This is a genomic window from Serratia sp. K1WW1 (genome assembly GCF_055790865.1).
Genome location: NZ_CM147697.1, coordinates 3,362,177 through 3,378,557 on the forward strand (window position 1 = coordinate 3,362,177; position 16,381 = coordinate 3,378,557).

General features: G+C 52.0%; 16 protein-coding genes, 1 pseudogene and 1 other annotated feature (1 of these 18 only partly in view). Of the genes and pseudogenes, 3 read left to right on the forward strand and 14 right to left on the reverse strand.

Annotation, left to right across the window (positions count from 1 at the left end; genetic code table 11):
- Nucleotides 1-62 (reverse strand) — a sequence feature (Phe leader region); it reaches 63 nt to the left of the window's first position.
- From pheM to ACX9GU_RS15230, 8 genes and pseudogenes are all read right to left on the reverse strand, one after another.
- Nucleotides 12-56, reverse strand: a complete 45-nt coding sequence (pheM, locus tag ACX9GU_RS15195) for a pheST operon leader peptide PheM (RefSeq protein WP_121608962.1) — start codon at nt 54-56, stop codon at nt 12-14. (Overlaps the previous feature by 45 nt.)
- 113 nt (nt 63-175) lie before the next feature.
- Complete coding sequence (gene rplT / locus ACX9GU_RS15200; protein ID WP_004963673.1) at nt 176-532, reverse strand: 50S ribosomal protein L20; 357 nt, start codon at nt 530-532, stop codon at nt 176-178.
- A 43-nt stretch (nt 533-575) separates the two neighbouring features.
- Nucleotides 576-773 carry a 50S ribosomal protein L35 gene (gene rpmI, locus ACX9GU_RS15205; RefSeq protein WP_004931418.1) on the reverse strand — a complete coding sequence of 66 codons (198 nt, stop codon included), beginning with the start codon at nt 771-773 and terminating at the stop codon, nt 576-578.
- Nucleotides 774-870: 97 nt separating this feature from the next.
- Nucleotides 871-1,422: a translation initiation factor IF-3 gene (gene infC / locus ACX9GU_RS15210; protein WP_071683678.1), complete on the reverse strand. Its 552-nt coding sequence runs from the start codon at nt 1,420-1,422 to the stop codon at nt 871-873.
- A gap of 3 nt (nt 1,423-1,425) precedes the next feature.
- Nucleotides 1,426-3,354: a threonine--tRNA ligase gene (gene thrS, locus ACX9GU_RS15215; protein WP_024530019.1), complete on the reverse strand. Its 1,929-nt coding sequence runs from the start codon at nt 3,352-3,354 to the stop codon at nt 1,426-1,428.
- 223 nt (nt 3,355-3,577) lie between these two features.
- On the reverse strand, nt 3,578-3,703 hold the full coding sequence (locus ACX9GU_RS15220; protein ID WP_473192091.1) for a hypothetical protein: 126 nt from the start codon (nt 3,701-3,703) through the stop codon (nt 3,578-3,580).
- Between the two features lie 129 nt (nt 3,704-3,832).
- Nucleotides 3,833-4,291: pseudogene (gene tnpA, locus ACX9GU_RS15225) on the reverse strand (IS200/IS605 family transposase).
- A gap of 285 nt (nt 4,292-4,576) precedes the next feature.
- Nucleotides 4,577-5,275 (reverse strand): hypothetical protein, encoded by a 699-nt coding sequence (locus ACX9GU_RS15230; protein ID WP_473192092.1) that lies wholly within the window; start codon nt 5,273-5,275, stop codon nt 4,577-4,579.
- A gap of 367 nt (nt 5,276-5,642) precedes the next feature.
- On the opposite strand from ACX9GU_RS15230, the gene ACX9GU_RS15235 reads away from it, so the two are divergent.
- From ACX9GU_RS15235 to ACX9GU_RS15245, 3 genes are all read left to right on the forward strand, one after another.
- Nucleotides 5,643-6,221, forward strand: a complete 579-nt coding sequence (locus ACX9GU_RS15235) for a DUF2239 family protein (RefSeq protein WP_473192093.1) — start codon at nt 5,643-5,645, stop codon at nt 6,219-6,221.
- A 97-nt stretch (nt 6,222-6,318) separates the two neighbouring features.
- On the forward strand, nt 6,319-7,683 hold the full coding sequence (locus ACX9GU_RS15240; protein ID WP_024485854.1) for an MATE family efflux transporter: 1,365 nt from the start codon (nt 6,319-6,321) through the stop codon (nt 7,681-7,683).
- A gap of 72 nt (nt 7,684-7,755) precedes the next feature.
- Complete coding sequence (locus tag ACX9GU_RS15245) at nt 7,756-8,442, forward strand: MarC family NAAT transporter (RefSeq protein ID WP_473192094.1); 687 nt, start codon at nt 7,756-7,758, stop codon at nt 8,440-8,442.
- Between the two features lie 37 nt (nt 8,443-8,479).
- Here the strand turns inward: ACX9GU_RS15245 and ACX9GU_RS15250 are convergent, their stop codons facing one another.
- The 6 genes from ACX9GU_RS15250 to ACX9GU_RS15275 form a co-directional block, all read right to left on the reverse strand.
- Nucleotides 8,480-9,763 (reverse strand): SLC5/6 family protein, encoded by a 1,284-nt coding sequence (locus ACX9GU_RS15250; RefSeq protein ID WP_473192095.1) that lies wholly within the window; start codon nt 9,761-9,763, stop codon nt 8,480-8,482.
- A gap of 230 nt (nt 9,764-9,993) precedes the next feature.
- Nucleotides 9,994-10,878 carry a PHP domain-containing protein gene (locus ACX9GU_RS15255; RefSeq protein WP_473192096.1) on the reverse strand — a complete coding sequence of 295 codons (885 nt, stop codon included), beginning with the start codon at nt 10,876-10,878 and terminating at the stop codon, nt 9,994-9,996.
- A 606-nt stretch (nt 10,879-11,484) separates the two neighbouring features.
- Nucleotides 11,485-12,825: a c-type cytochrome gene (locus tag ACX9GU_RS15260; RefSeq protein ID WP_473192097.1), complete on the reverse strand. Its 1,341-nt coding sequence runs from the start codon at nt 12,823-12,825 to the stop codon at nt 11,485-11,487.
- Between the two features lie 11 nt (nt 12,826-12,836).
- Complete coding sequence (locus ACX9GU_RS15265; protein ID WP_473192098.1) at nt 12,837-14,621, reverse strand: GMC family oxidoreductase; 1,785 nt, start codon at nt 14,619-14,621, stop codon at nt 12,837-12,839.
- A gap of 2 nt (nt 14,622-14,623) precedes the next feature.
- Entirely contained in the window at nt 14,624-15,349 is a 726-nt protein-coding gene (locus ACX9GU_RS15270) for a gluconate 2-dehydrogenase subunit 3 family protein (protein WP_473192099.1), read from the reverse strand.
- Nucleotides 15,350-15,655: 306 nt separating this feature from the next.
- Nucleotides 15,656-16,318 (reverse strand): transglycosylase SLT domain-containing protein, encoded by a 663-nt coding sequence (locus ACX9GU_RS15275; RefSeq protein ID WP_021178197.1) that lies wholly within the window; start codon nt 16,316-16,318, stop codon nt 15,656-15,658.
- Nucleotides 16,319-16,381: the final 63 nt, after the last annotated feature.

Below are 16,381 nucleotides of genomic sequence, written 5' to 3' on the forward strand. Positions count from 1 at the left end.
GCCTCCTGAAGTCAGGCGCTAAAGTAAAAAAAGAAGCGGAAAATAACAGCGTGCATGTTGATAGTACCTTGTCGATGGATTGGCAACCAGTGTGATAGCGCCAGCCGATAAAAGTCAATATCCGTAATGGGAGCAAACAGTAAAAGAGGGAGCAAGCTCCCTCTTTTCAACCAGCTTACGCCAGTGCTGCTTTCGCTTTTTCGACCAGTGCGCCAAAGGCCACTTTGTCGAATACTGCGATGTCAGCCAGGATCTTACGGTCAATTTCAATAGAAGCTTTTTTCAAGCCGTTAATGAATTTGCTGTAAGACAAGCCATTCTGACGAGCAGCTGCGTTGATACGTGCAATCCACAGCTGACGGAACTGACGCTTACGTTGACGACGGTCACGGTAAGCATACTGACCTGCTTTGATTACTGCCTGGAAGGCAACACGATAAACGCGCGAACGGGCACCGTAGTAACCTTTCGCTTGTTTCAGTATTTTCTTGTGACGTGCGCGTGCAATTACACCACGTTTTACGCGAGCCATATGCTCTCTCCTAAAGTCTTATTCTAGATTCAAAAAATATGGCTTATGCGTACGGCAGGCACGCAGTAACCAGGACCAGATCGTTTTTAGACACCATGCCTTTCGGACGCAGATGACGTTTACGCTTGGTTGCTTTTTTGGTCAGAATATGACGCAGGTTAGCATGTTTGCGCTTAAAACCACCGCTGCCGGTCTTTTTGAAGCGCTTGGCTGCACCACGTACAGTTTTAATCTTTGGCATGTTAATTAAATCCACTTCGCATTGTTAAACAACGAATCAGTGAGGCGAATAAAACCCACGCACGCTTGCACGGCGTGGGTTCGATTACTTGGAAGCCTTACTGTTTCTTCTTGGGTGCGAGCACCATAATCATCTGACGGCCTTCGATCCTTGTTGGGAAGGATTCGACCACTGCCAGATCAATATCTTCACACAGGTCTTTACGGACGCGGTTAAGCACTTCCATACCGATCTGCTGGTGCGCCATTTCACGCCCACGGAAACGCAGGGTGATCTTGGCTTTATCGCCGTCTTCCAGAAAGCGAATCAGGTTGCGTAGTTTGACCTGATAGTCGCCATCATCGGTGCCAGGACGGAATTTGATTTCCTTAACCTGGATAACTTTTTGCTTCTTCTTCTGTTCTTTGGTCGACTTGCTCTTCTCGTAGAGGAATTTGCCGTAATCCATGATCCGGCAAACTGGCGGTTCGGCATTTGGGCTGATCTCTACTAAATCAACACCCGCTTCCTCAGCTTTTTCAAGAGCTTCATTCAGACTGACAATACCAATCTGCTCGCCATCGACGCCGGTTAGGCGAACTTCTTGCGCGCGAATTTCTTTGTTAATGCGATTTGGACGCGCCGGTTGAACTCGTTTTCCGCCTTTAATACTTTATTCCTCCAGTTGATGAAGACTTCGGCTGCGTATCTCATGTAGCAGCTTGTCTACGACTTCTTGTACGTCCAGGCTCCCCAGGTCTTTGCCACGGCGGGTACGAACGGCAACTTTGCCTGATTCGACCTCTTTATCACCGCACACCAACATGTATGGAACCCGTCGTAAAGTATGTTCGCGAATTTTAAAGCCAATCTTCTCGTTTCTCAAGTCCGCTTTTGCCCGAATGCCTGCATCTTGCAGTTTTTTGGTCAATTGCTGGACGTAATCAGACTGGCTGTCGGTGATATTCATCACCACTACCTGCACCGGAGCAATCCAGGTTGGGTAGAAACCGGCATATTCTTCGGTAAGGATACCGATGAAGCGCTCCATGGAGCCAAGAATAGCACGGTGTATCATTACCGGGACCACGCGTTCGTTGTTTTCGCCAACATACGACGCGCCTAAACGGCCCGGTAAGAAGAAATCGAGTTGCACGGTACCACATTGCCATGCGCGATCCAAACAATCATGCAAGGTAAATTCAATTTTTGGTCCGTAGAAAGCGCCCTCACCCGGCTGATATTCAAACGGAATCCCGTTTTCAGTCAGCGCAGCGGCCAGATCGTTTTCGGCTCGAGTCCACATTTCGTCAGTCCCAATGCGCTTCTCTGGACGGGTGGACAGTTTCACCACAATCTTTTCGAAGCCAAAGACACCGTACATATCGTAGACCATTTTGATGCAGTCATTCACTTCGGAACGCACCTGATCTTCGGTACAGAAGATATGGGCATCGTCCTGGGTGAAGCCACGCACACGCATCAGGCCATGCAGCGAACCTGATGGCTCGTTACGGTGGCAGCTACCGAACTCACCCATACGCAGCGGCAGGTCACGGTAAGACTTCAGGCCCTGGTTGAAGATCTGCACGTGTCCCGGGCAGTTCATCGGCTTGATGCAATATTCACGGTTCTCTGAAGACGTGGTGAACATGGCGTCTTTGTAGTTTTCCCAGTGGCCGGTTTTTTCCCACAGCACGCGGTCCATCATGAACGGCCCTTTCACTTCCTGATACTGGTGCTCTTTGAGCTTCATGCGCACAAAGGCTTCCAGTTCGCGGAAGATGGTCCAGCCGTCGTTATGCCAGAACACCATGCCAGGGGCTTCTTCCTGCATATGATACAGGTCGAGCTGCTTGCCGATCTTGCGGTGGTCACGCTTGGCCGCTTCTTCCAGGCGTTGCAGGTAGGCATTCAGCTGCTTCTTGTCTGCCCAGGCAGTGCCGTAGATACGTTGCAGCATTTTGTTTTTGCTGTCGCCACGCCAGTAGGCACCGGAGGTTTTCTGCAGTTTGAAATGGTGGCAGAAACGCATATTCGGCACGTGCGGGCCACGGCACATATCCACGTATTCTTCGTGATGATACAGGCCAGGGCGATCGTCATGGCTGATATTTTCATCCAGAATCGCCACCTTGTAGCTTTCGCCACGGGCTGCGAAGGTGTCGCGGGCTTCCTGCCAGCTCACTGTTTTCTTGATGACGTCATAATCTTTGTCGGCCAATTCATGCATCCGCTTCTCCAGCAGATCCAGATCTTCCTGCGTCAGGGTATGGTCGAGGTCAACATCATAGTAGAAACCGTTGTCGATCACCGGGCCAATGGCCATTTTGGTGTCTGGCCACAGCTGTTTGATCGCATGACCCAGCAGGTGCGCACAGGAGTGGCGCATGATTTCCAGGCCTTCGGCATCTTTGATGGTAATGATGGCCAGTTGAGCATCGGATTCGATGGCATCGTTGGCATCGACCAGTTCACCGTTAACGCGGCCGGCGATACAGGCTTTGGCAAGGCCAGGGCCGATATCACGGGCAACATCCATCGGGGAAACGGCATGGTCGTATTGACGCTGACTTCCGTCAGGAAGAGTAATAACAGGCATTCATAATTCCTTATCTACAGTGGTGACCCACACGACAGATCACATATAGAAATACAATATCGTTTACTTACATGATGTTACCTACGCTATTCAGCTTCACTCTGCCAAATATGTACACTCATATGTACACAATTCAAAATGTACCCATGGTGTGACGTGATAACGGACTGACCATTCTAACATCATGGTTTACGCGACTTCTAGCTGTTACTTAATGAACAACTCACACCACCAGATCGTCAAACTCGCATACCTTAGCGGCCACACTGGTGATCAGCTTGTCGTACAGATCCTGCTGCTGGGTAGGCTGCGCCCCCGCTTGTGTAATGACAACCGGTAAATCTGACATGGTTACGGTTACTCCAGGTGTAATAAATATCCTCCGGCATAGCCGGAGGTTTTTCATATGCGTCTATAAGGCTCTGTTGCCAGCCGCGCCCTAACAGGCGCATTGCGATCTGACATTTGCATTTATGGATTACTTACTGCCCGTAAACGGGCTACCCGGATAGGGGGTCGACAACTGCTCACCCATTTTATCCTCTTCCAGTTGGTGCTTTATGTATTCTTGTATCCTGGCTGTATTTTTACCAACCGTATCAACGTAACACCCTCGGCACCAGAACTCCCTGTTACGGTATTTGAACTTCAAATCGCCAAACTGCTCATAAAGCATCAGGCTACTCTTTCCCTTCAGGTATCCCATAAAACCCGACACACTCATCTTGGGCAGGATTTCCAGAAGCATATGGATGTGATCCACACAACATTCCGCTTCCAGAATATTCACGTTTTTCCATTCGCACAGCTTTCTTAAGATACTGCCAATCGCTTTACGCTTTTCCCCGTAGAACACCTTTCTTCGGTACTACGGCGCAAATACTATGTGATATTTACAGTTCCATCGCGTGTGCGCTAAGCTCTTTTCGTCCCTCATAGGGACCCCCTTTTTATTTCTTGTTGAACGTTTGCAGTTGCCAGACCGCAAACTGTTTTAACAAATAAAAAGGGGTTTTTATAACTGGCTCAAAGCTGAAAGCTTTGCGGAACCTCCAGCCTAGCTGGAGGTTTTCTGTGCACAAAAAAAACCGCTCGATGGCGGGTTGATGGTGGTCTTTCTAGTTGGTTGGGCTACATCAGCGCAAGGTCTATCAACAAAAAGCCCACCTGAGCGGGCTTTTTGAGTAAGGGCTATTTCATATGAATAAAATCAAGAAAAAATTTATAGTTGGCATCTGTCACCGCCATTTTCTCTTAAGAAAGCGCAAGCTGACTTTGCATCATCAGTTAATCTTTTTCTTTTTTTTCCATCAGGTGAAATCAAGTAGTAGCTGTCATAATACCCACCTGACTTGTTTTTATTTCTCTGAAAAACAAGTAGATGGTTAGCGAATTCACCGTAGTTAACAACTCCCACCACACTACCCTTTGCTATTTCTTTCGAAATGTTTTTGTCGGTGTTATTTAAAATATATATGGAACTAAATTCATTGCCATCCGGGCATTCTATATATGTTTCCCCGCCATTTTGCGATAGAGCAACGCTATTGAAATCACAGATTCCAGAATGCTCTCCGCCAGAGATACCTTTACCTTTTGCAATAAACTCCTGAGTAACAGAACCATCTGAAATTTTATACATTAACAGACCTACGTTATAATAATTTTTTGTTTTTTTATCTGTAGGGGAGCGTTCTGTGTACTCGATCATCTCAATGATAGTTGTTTCGTCTTTTGACATAGCGCCGCCAACAACCCTATGAGGCTCATCAATATCTCTAAATTGAACATCACCTTTGTAACAGACTTCTTCCGCGTGGTTTATGGATAGACCCGTAAAACGTAAACTACAAACACCAGCTATTGATAACGTGGGGATAGTGCCCACAGCAACCAACAGCGCCATTAGTAACTTTTTCATTACAATCTCTGAGAATGATGACATATCGAGACATCATATCACTGGTGATAAACTATTCCATGCAACAGATCACACCGCAATCTGCTTTCTATACGTTACCCGCGCACCTACAGAACAAGCTGCGCCACCACATAAACCGCATGAAGCTGGAAGGCACCCCCAGCCGAAGCCATCATCCACACGGCAACCACTTTAGTCACACGCGAACCTCCAGTGGCTGTTCACAGCCTTGCGAATAGTAACATTAAAACTGTAGAGGATAAATAAAGCGCAGTTTACTCTGCAGCAGAATCGATCTGAGCTTGACTTACCACGGTAATTCAGCCAAATTACCCGGGTAAAATAATTTAACCCGGGTATAAAGAACATGAAAACTATCAGTACGCCAAGCTGCACCGCCTTCTTGCAGCATCAACGGGTAGCCACCGGGTCTTATGCCGAAGTTGCACAAGCACTGGCTGCGCTGGATCTCACTGCCGGGGGGCTGTTAGTGTTTGATGATGCTACCGGCTCCCAAGTGGATTACCCTTGGCCAGCAGGCTACGTTTGGCCTCAGCCTGGTGGCGATGTCGCTGAGCTTGATAGTGAACCGGCAGCCCAGCCCTCCGTTGGTCGGCCCAAGCTCGGCGTGGTGGCCCGCGAGGTGACCCTCCTGCCCCGTCATTGGGAATGGCTGGCACAACAGCGTGGTGGGGCTTCTGCAGCGCTGCGTCGCCTGGTTGATGAGGCTCGGCGCACCACGGTCGAGCAGGATAATGAGCGCCGTATCAAAGAGAACGCCTATCGCTTTATGAGCGCCATCGCCGGCTCTTTACCAGGCTATGAAGAAGCCACGCGTGCACTGTTTGGCCACGATGGCAAGCTGTTTGCCGAACGCATTGTGCACTGGCCTGCTGATATCCAGTCACATCTGGCTTGGATGACTCGCGATGCGTTCCCCCGGTGATATAACCCGGCGGGTGCCGAATGCGGCGCCCCTACATATGAGTTTCAGTATAACTAGAGCTCTTTACACGCCTTCCAGGCGCAGGAAAAACGATTAAATGCAAACCCGTCCGCAGCACAAGCAGCCACCGCTTTGGCGCATCTATCTGATCTTTTTGGTGCCCATGGTGCTGTCCAACTTCCTGCAAGGATTTTCCGGCACGCTGAACGGCATCTATATCGGCCAGATGCTCGGCACCCATGCGCTGGCCGCCATCTCCGGCATGTTCCCGGTAGTGTTCTTCTTTATCTCACTGGTGATTGGCGTGGGTGCCGGTGCCTCGGTGCTGATTGGGCAGGCATGGGGGGCGAATGAACCAGAAAAAGTCAAAACCATTGCCGGCACGGCCTTGATGCTGGGCGTGACGCTTGGCTTACTGGCGGCAGTATTTGGCAGTCTGTTCGCCCGCCAGGCGCTACAAGCGCTAGGCACGCCAGCAGACGTGCTGGAAGAGGCGGTCTCTTACGCCCGCATCATGATGCTGATTATGCCGTTGCTGCTGGTATTTGTGTTGTTCACCCAACTGCTGCGCGGCGTCAGTGACACGGTCTCACCACTCTTGGCCCTACTGCTGTCTACCATCGTCGGCTTGCTGCTCACCCCGGCCCTGATCCGAGGCTGGCTGGGCTTTGCCCCCATGGGCATACAGAGCGCGGCTCTGGCGGGTATGGTCGGTAACGCACTGGCGATGGTGTATCTGACATTGCGCCTGCGCCGCAAAAAACACGTGCTGGCCCCCGATCGGGCCATGCTGGCCGCGCTCAAGCTGGATACGGTGGTGCTACGCAAAGTGTTACGTATTGGCCTGCCCACCGGTTTACAAATGGTGGTAATTTCTATCTCTGAATTGATCATCCTGACGCTGGTCAACCGCCACGGTTCGGATGCCACGGCAGCTTACGGCGCAGTGACACAGATCGTTAACTATGTGCAATTCCCTGCCCTGTCGATTGCCATCACCGCCTCTATTTTGGGTGCTCAGGCCATCGGCGCTGGCAAAACCGAACGCATTGCCCCCATCTTGCGTACCGGGTTGTATATCAACCTCTGGCTGACCGGTTCGTTGATTATTCTGGTCTACCTGCTGTCACATTGGCTGCTGGGTTTGTTCCTGACCAGCCCGGTAGTCTTGGCAGAAGCGGAGCATTTATTGCATATCATGCTGTGGAGCATGCTGGTATTTGGTTTCCAGGCGATTGTCGGCGGCATCATGCGCGCCAGCGGCGTGGTGTTGGTACCCGTGACGATCTCCATTCTCTGCATCGTGGCCGTACAGTTGCCAGCGGCCTATCTGCTCAGCAATCACTTCGGATTAGAGGGGGTATGGATGGCGTTCCCTATCGCCTATTTGACAATGTTGGCATTGCAGACAACGTTTTATAGGTTGGTATGGCGACACAGAAAAATTGAGCGTCTGGTCTGACGCTGGTAGTCACACTATTTTTTGGGCGTAGTGACTGCGCCCCCATTTCATTCTCTTGCTGGGGTTTGTTTTATGTCGAGTATTCTGCAGTTGTTTCAGGCCATCGGGCTGGGGCTAGCCCTACTGTTGCCACTGGCCAACCCGCTCACCACCGTGGCGTTGCTGCTTGGTCTGTCGGGAAATATGACCAACGAAGAGCGCAACCATCAATCGCTGATGGCTTCGGTCTATGTGTTCTGCATCATGACGGTGGCGTTCTATGCCGGTCAACTTGTCATGAGCACCTTTGGGATTTCCATCCCCGGCCTGCGGATCGCCGGGGGTTTGATTGTCGCCTTTATCGGTTTTCGCATGTTATTCCCACAGCAAAGTGCCGATGAAGCACCTGAGGTAGAATCCAAAAGCAGAGAACTGCACAAGAAAACCTCGGCTAATATCGCCTTTGTCCCACTGGCCATGCCAAGTACCGCCGGGCCGGGGACTATTGCCATGATCATCACCACCGCATCCAGCGTCCACGAGAATACGCTAGGCTTTGCCCCCTGGGTGCTGTTGGCCGCACCGGTGGCCATTTTCCTGTCGATAGCGATCATTCTGTGGGTCTGTTTACGCAGCTCCACGGCGATCATGAAACTGGTTGGCGAAAGCGGTATCGAGGCCATTTCCCGCCTGATGGGCTTCCTGCTGGTGTGCATGGGCGTGCAGTTTATTATCAACGGCGTGTTGGAGCTGATCTCTACTTACGTGCCTGTGACCTGACCCGATCGGCCCCGCCGTTGCGGGGCCAAACCTGTCTCTATGCCAAACCGTAAACCAAAGCGGAAAGCGCAATCAGCCCCATCACCAGCACAAAGACATTGCTCAAAGCTCGATAACGGCGCATAGCCGGAACCGCGCGCACCGCATACATCGGCAGAATAAACAGGATCACCGCAATCAGCGGACCGCTGATGGTTTCAATGATATGCAAGGCGCTCGGATTCCAGACGGTGGCCGCCCAGGTGAGCAAGAACAGCACCACGCCGGAAATACGATGGGTTGTGACTGCAGTTAGTGGCTTGCCAACGGCGCGTGTTAGCCCATCGATCAGGCTGGTTGCCCCTTCGGTGACGCCTAATGAAGTGCCAAGATAGGACTTTGCCATCGCCAACATCGCCATCACCGGCCCAAGATAGGCAATCAGCGGGTTGGAAAACTTGTTGGCCAGGGTGGTCAACACCGTGATGTTCTGTGCTTTCGCCTGCTCCATCTCCTGGTGCGAAAGACTCAGCACGCAGCTGAACACGAAGAACAGCACGGTGACGCAAATCAGCAGGTAGCTGTAACGCATAATCCGCGCACAACGGCGCTCGGCCTTGTCACCATATAAGCTTTTTTGGGTGGAAGCGAACGACGAAATGATCGGCGCATGGCTAAAGGAAAAGACCATCACCGGGACCGCCAACCACAGCGAGTGCCACAGATCGGGGCTGTCAAATTGCGTATTGGCCAAACCACTGACAAAGTTCTCGGTCTGCCAGGTGGGTACCAGATAGAGCGAAATCCCCATCAGAAACACCAGCAATGGGAATACCAGAACGCCCATCGCGGCCACGATCGTATCCTTTCCACGCAACAGCACCAGATTGAGCACCACCACCACCGCCAAACTCAGCCAGATGCGGGGTACCGGGGCGAAGTGAAATTGGTGAGTCAGGAAGCTGTCCAACGCGTTGGTGATGGAAATACTGTAGACCAGCACGATGGGGAAAAACGCCATCAGGTACAGCACCATAATGATCTTGCCGGCTAACACGCCGAAATGCTCGACCACCACGTCCTGAATGTTGCCATCACGGCTGGAGCCGGAAAGGACAAAGCGGGTTAGCGCCAGATGGGGTAAATAGGTCAGAGGGAAAGCGAACAGTGCCATCAATAACAGCACCAGCGGGCCATTCAGACCGGCATTGATCGGCAGAAACAAGGTGCCGGCACCCACGGCCGTGGCGTAAAGCCCGAACATCCAGACGGTGTCGGTCTTGTTCCATTTGGCAGGTTGAGCAATGGCCAACCTACCATGATCTGGAGAAATCGTACTCATGAGACAGCTTACCTTAATCTACAGCGCCAACGATTGCGCCCGACGGAAACTCCCTTCTCCGTAGAATGTTTATATAAAACAGGATATTAATGGCGAGAGAAATTCACCTACCTGATAAAAGGACGGCAAAGGATAAAGAAAATCTCTGGCATGGTCTATATTTCGGCGGTTAACTGCGCGCTTCGTGAGCAGCCTATGCCGCCCACGAGCCATAGGGAATGAGACAAAGCTTAGGCGCTGGCGGCGGCGACAAACCGGCGAATTTCACCAATATGCTGCGGGCCGTAAGCACATTGCCCTACTTCTATTTTGGGCTTGTTACGCCCATGGAAATCGCTGCCGCAGGTAACAAACGCCGAGCGGCCCACGGTAAACTCATACAGCTGGCTGGCCAATTCGGGTGAATGATAGCTTGAGAACACCTCGACCCCCATCACGCCAATCTTCAACATGTCATCGATGACTTGAGAATGGTCCTGCTTAACATTGGCACCGATATGCGCCAGGATCGGTATTCCCCCGTTATGGCGGATCACCTCCACCATCCGGCTCATGGCGGGATAGGTGACCGGCATATAGCACACCTTCCCTGGGCCAAAGAAGTCCCAATAGAAGTTGATTAACGGCATATCGGCCCTTTCCCCGCCGGGCCGATAAGGCATCAGCAACGGATGCCCATCATTGCGTGGATCGTCGAGTATCACCTCGCCCATCTGCTCTTCCTGCGGGATAGCGCCACCGCATACCTGCTCCAGGCGTTGCTCATCCAGATGGAATTTCAACCCGCGCAGCTTGGCAAACTTTTGCGGCGTCAGTTCCCGTTGAATGGCGCTGAAATTGTTATAGATTTCCACAAAGTCATTGCTGGGGGTAAACCCGTAGCCCAACAGGTGGAAGTTACGCCCAGCGAAGGTGCAGTCGATCTCGATACCGGACAGGACATTGAGACTGGATGATGCCAGCGCCTTGGCTTCCGGCACCGAATTGGCATTATTATGGTCGGTCACCGCCAACGTACTGATGCCGTTGGCCAGGCAGCGTGTGATCACCGTCTCAACCGGGAAGTCTGCATCATCGCTGTAATTGGAATGCATATGCAGGTCGATTTTTTCCATGACAATGTCCTTTGGCGAATGCTCAATAACCAAGAGCATACTAAAACAGCTAACGGGTGCAAACCGTCAAAACTCCACATGCGGGACATCTCACCTGAAAAATCTGCGTTGTTGGCCAAATAGGGCAACTCGCTACTCATCATGTTCGGAAAAGCAGCGTATCGATTAACCTCGCACATTTCCTTTTGAACTTGATGCGCTTTCTGTAGGTATATCTTCGACCAAGACTAATACAGATACGCTTACGCCTATCAACCTCAAAAGCGATGGATACGTACACCACCATCAATAAAACTATTACCATCACGCCCATAACCTCCCTTTGGTTTCAACTCTCCCTTGCGACTAACATTAATAACATTAATTAAATTTTTATTCACCAACCAAGCAAGCCACAACAACTCAATAAATAACAGCAACATAAATAAAATATGAAGTGTAATATCTCGTAAATAGATAAGAGTTCTAGATTAAGCAGTTTAAAAATCCAGTAACATGCCGCTAAATATGATTAAAAAAACAACCATCAGGAAAAGATTAGCAACTCTAACTTAATTAAGAATAATTAAGACGATTAAAGGGCCTCGAACGAGGCCCCTGGGAAGATTACTTGGCACCCACCGGCGCTGACTCTGGGACAGCAGAACTGCCCATCGCCTTCTCATCGCGGATGATTGAACGATCCTTACGCACGTCAGCCACATCGGAGGCACTGATGGCTTTGGCGTTATTACCCCAGCTGGAGCGGATAAAGTTCACCACGTCCGCTACCTGCTGGTCGTTCAAGCGCCAGCCAAACGGCGGCATGGTGAGGTTGGAAACCGCCCCCTTCACCGCTGGCGTGGTATTGCCGACCAGCACAATGTGGATCAGCGAGGTCGCGTCTTCGGTCTGCACCACCGGGTTGCCCTTCAGCGCTGGGAAGGCACGCTTGTACCCAACACCATCGGTACGGTGGCAAGCGGCACAGTTATCGACATACAACGCGGCTCCGGGCTTGCTGTCGTTACCACGCCACAAATCTTTAGCGACGCTGTCTTCAACCGGTGCGGCCTGCTGTTTACCGTCTTTCGGCGGCAAGGTTTTCAGATAGCGGGCAATCGCGGTCAAATCCTCATCGCTGAGATATTGCAGGCTATGTTCGACCACGTCGCTCATGCCCCCAAATACCACCGACTTATCGTTGCGGCCGGTTTTCAGGAACTCGGTCAGTTCGCTCTCGCTCCAGGTGCCCAGGCCGTCTTTATTATCGCCACGCAGGCTGGATGCCACCCAACCGTCGATCGGTGCGTTGCTGCCAGACAGGTAGTCATCCCCTTCCGTGTTGCTCAACGCCTTCTCTTGCATGGTCAGGCTGCGCGGCGTATGGCATGCCCCACAGTGCCCCAACCCTTCGACCAGATAGCGGCCACGTTCGATAACCGGATCGGCGTTGGCATTTGCCGCGAAATCGACCGGTGTGGGTGCAAACATCGAACGCCAGATGTGCAGTGGCCAACGCATGGACAGCGGCCAGGGAATATCGGAGTCTTGGTTCGCTTGTTCGACGGGTTGCACGCCATGCATGAAATAGGCATACATGGCACGCATATCCTCCTCTTTCACCAGCGCAAACGAAGGATAAGGCATCGCCGGGTACAGGGTGCTGCCGTTCTTGGCGACGCCTTTACGTACCGCATTGTCGAAATCTTCAAAACTGTAATCGCCAATGCCGGTGGTTTTGTCCGGGGTGATGTTGGTGGAATAGATAGTGCCAATCGGCGTTTCCATCGCCAAACCACCAGCAAAGGGCACGCCGCTTTTGCCATTGGTGTGGCAGGCCACACAGTCACCGGCTCGTGCCAGATATTCACCCCGTTTGAGCAATTCGCTGCTGACCGCCGCGTCCTGCGCCAAAACGGAGAAACTCAGTGCACTGAGTACCAGTGCGGGAAACAAAGCTTTCATCACTCGCATCCTCATGCCTGCACCAATGGGCCTGGGTTTTTCAGATACTGCTCGCGTATGGCACGGGCAGACCAATAGGCCAACGCGGCAACGGTGCCGGTCGGGTTGTAGCCCAGCCCCTGCGGGAAGGCCGATGCGCCGATCGAGAACACGTTATATACGTCCCAGCTTTGCAGATAACGGTTTACCGCGCTGGTCTTGGGATCTTCTCCCATCACCGCCCCGCCGTTCATGTGCGTAGTTTGGTAGCTGTTGGTATCGAAATGGCTGTTGGCGTTTTTCGGGCTGCCGGAAATCAGTTTCGGATTCATCGCCTTGGCGATCGGGGCCATCTTGTTGAACATAAACTGCGCCATCTTGATGTCATTTTCCTGCCAGTCGAAGGTCATGCGAAGCAACGGTTGGCCAAAAACGTTCTTATAGGTCGGATCGAGATCGAGGTAGTTGCTACGATAGGACTGGTGCGCGCCATGCGCATCCATAGAGACATGGTGCGTATAGGCATCCGCCACCGCCGCTTTCCACTTGCTACCCCAGGCTGGAGTGCCAGGAGGCGTCGGCAGGCCGGAGATAGGCTTGGTACCCGCCTGGTTAACCCAGAACGGTGAGCCACCGACAAAGCCCTCCTTACCGTGGTCAAAGTTATCCGCGTTGAAATCATCTACGCCGACGCCATTACCGCCCGCGCCAATAAACGGATTGGTGTGGACATCCTTATCGAAGAACGCCTTGATGGTAGTCATGTTCTGATAGGCAAAATTACGCCCGACCACCCCTTCACCGGTCTGTGGATCATAAGGTTTGCCAATGCCGGAGAGCAGCATCAGGTGCACATTATGGAACTGGAAGGCCCCGAGGATCACCAGATCGGCAGGTTGTTCAATCTCGCGCCCCTGGGCATCGATATAGTTAACCCCTGTCGCCCGGCTTTTGTCGGCGGTCAGGTTAACCTTCAGCACGTTGGCGTTGGTGCGCAGCTCAAAGCGCTTCTCCATCCGCAGTGCTGGCAGAATATTAACGTTTGGCGAGGCCTTGGAATACATGTAACAGGCATAACCGCTGCAATAACCGCAGAAGTTGCAAGGCCCCATCTGCGCGCCATAGGGGTTGGTATAGGAGTCTGAGGTATTGGCAGAGGGCAGATTGTAAGGGTGATAACCCACCTCACGCGCCGCCTTTTCAAACAGCTGCGCGGAGAAGGTGTTCTTCTGCGCTGGCAGTGGGAAATGGTCGGAACGGTCTGGTGCAAAGGGGTTTCCGCCTTTGTCTTTACCCACCAACTGCCCCTTCACCGACCAGGCTGTGCCGGAAGTGCCGAATACCTTCTCGGCCTTATCGAAGAACGGCTCCAGCTCGGCGTAGCTCACCCCAAAATCCTGGATCGTCATGTCTTTTGGAATAAAGCTTTTGCCGTAGCGCTCTTCATAATGGCTGCGCATACGCAGCTCGATAGGATCGATACGGAAATGCACGCCAGACCAGTGCAGGCCAGCTCCGCCCACGCCGGTGCCCGGCAGGAAAGCCGCCAACTGGCGATAAGGCACTGCGGTCTGGCTGGTGTTGTGACGGATGGTCACCGTACTTTTGGAAAGGTCCTGGAACAGCTTGCGGCGGATATTATAGGTCAGTTCATCGATCACCTGCGGGTAGGAGCCGTCTGGGTAGGTATCGCGCATCGGGCCACGCTCAAGCGCCACCACGTTCAGCCCGGCCTCGGTCAACTCCTTGGCCATAATGGCACCAACCCAACCAAAACCGACGATCACCACATCCTGCTTCTTCATTACCGTTGCCATAATTACCCTCTCTCCCCACGAATAGATACCGGTGGGAAGGGATAACGTTCCCCTCGCTCAACCCAGTCCATAAAGTCGGCGCGCGCGCCCGGAAAATTAATCAGCTTCCATCCCACCATTTCTTTGTTACCGCCATGGATCGGATCGCTGAAAAACCCTTCACGGGTGTTTTGCAATAAATAAGAGAAGAACAGCTTGGCAGGCAATTGCGCAAACTCGGCCTCACCGGATTCAAACTTCTGCAACAGCGCATCCTGTTGTGCGCCATCCAGCTCGGTGAATACTTTTCCTGCCGTTTTCTTGCTGTAGGCATCCGCGTCGCTGATACCCAGGTTATAAATCTGTTTCGGCACCAACGGCAGTTGATAGCCCATTTCCGGTGCGACATCGGGATTAAACGGCCCTTGCATGTACCAGATTGAACCGGTGGCATAAGGCGTATTCATCTGCCGATCGATAAACTCCGGCACGCCAGCTTCCAAAGCGCCCGGGCCGCACTCGTCTGCTGGGATCAAACGCGCGACCGCCGCCTGGACAAAGGCCCATTCTTCGGGGGTAAAGAAGGTGGGTTGATAGTCAGCCTGCTTGGGGGTATCGCTAGCGGCAAGCACGGGTGTGGGCGCCGTCAGGGCACTCACACCGCTGCCACCGATAACGGCTGCGGGGATCAGCGTCATCGACTTCAGCAAGAAATCACGCCGGGAGTTATTGGTTTTATCGTTCGACATAGCACATTCCTTCCAAAAAAAAACACAACTATTTAACCTCAACCTCGCGGTCTATACGGAGTTTAAACATATATTGTTACGTAATTGTTTATTTTTTGAAGGTCATAATGTGAGCTTTGGCAGCAATGTTACCGGTAACTATCTGATTGAACGTAAAGTTTTCTTTGTTAATGTAAAATTAACAATTTGTGCGGTTTTTTAGTTCAAAAGGCGGGAGAACGGCGGAAATGGGATGCGGAGCACATTTTTATCGGCAAGAAATAGCAAAACCGGCCCTTTATTGGGGCCGGCTGTAGGCAATCTGGGCTAGTCGGCCATCGCTTGGTAAGCAGTGGTAACCTTCCACAAGTAACGCGGCGCTTGCGGTGCCGGGTGTTTCTTCTGGATGTGCTGATAAAACTCGTCCGGGCTCATCTGATTGATGCGGTTTACCGCCACACGTTTATCCGATGAGAAGGTCCGTAACATTGCACCAGCCCCGTTCACATAGGAAACGATGGTGGCATAGCGTAACGTTTGTGGATTGGTGATCCCGGCTAGCTGCTGGCTTTGAAGAATATTGATATAGGCTGTTCCCAGATCAATATTGACCGCCGGATCCTTCAACTCACGTGAACTTGGCTGCCCGTTCTTTCCCTTCATACGGTAAGCATCGCGTCCAGCGGTTGAGGCTTTCAGCTGCATCAGCCCCACGGCATTCGAGGTGCTGACCACGTTCGGGTTAAACCCGGACTCCACCTGAATGATCGCCTTAATCAGCGTTTCGTCGACGCCATAGTTGCTGGCGGCCTGACGGATATAATCGTTATAAGCGACCGGTGTCCCGGTACGGTTGCTTGGTGTTTGCGGTGGGGTTTTTAGCCAACCGCCCGAAGTGCCACTGCCTGCCTGGTTGCCGGTTGTTTGCGGATCTTTCGCACAACCGGCTAATAGTACGATTGCCATCAGGCAACCTATTTTTGTTTTCACAGAATCCCTCACTCCTTTCAATGAGTTGCGTAGCATATACAACGGATAAGGATACCTGCATAA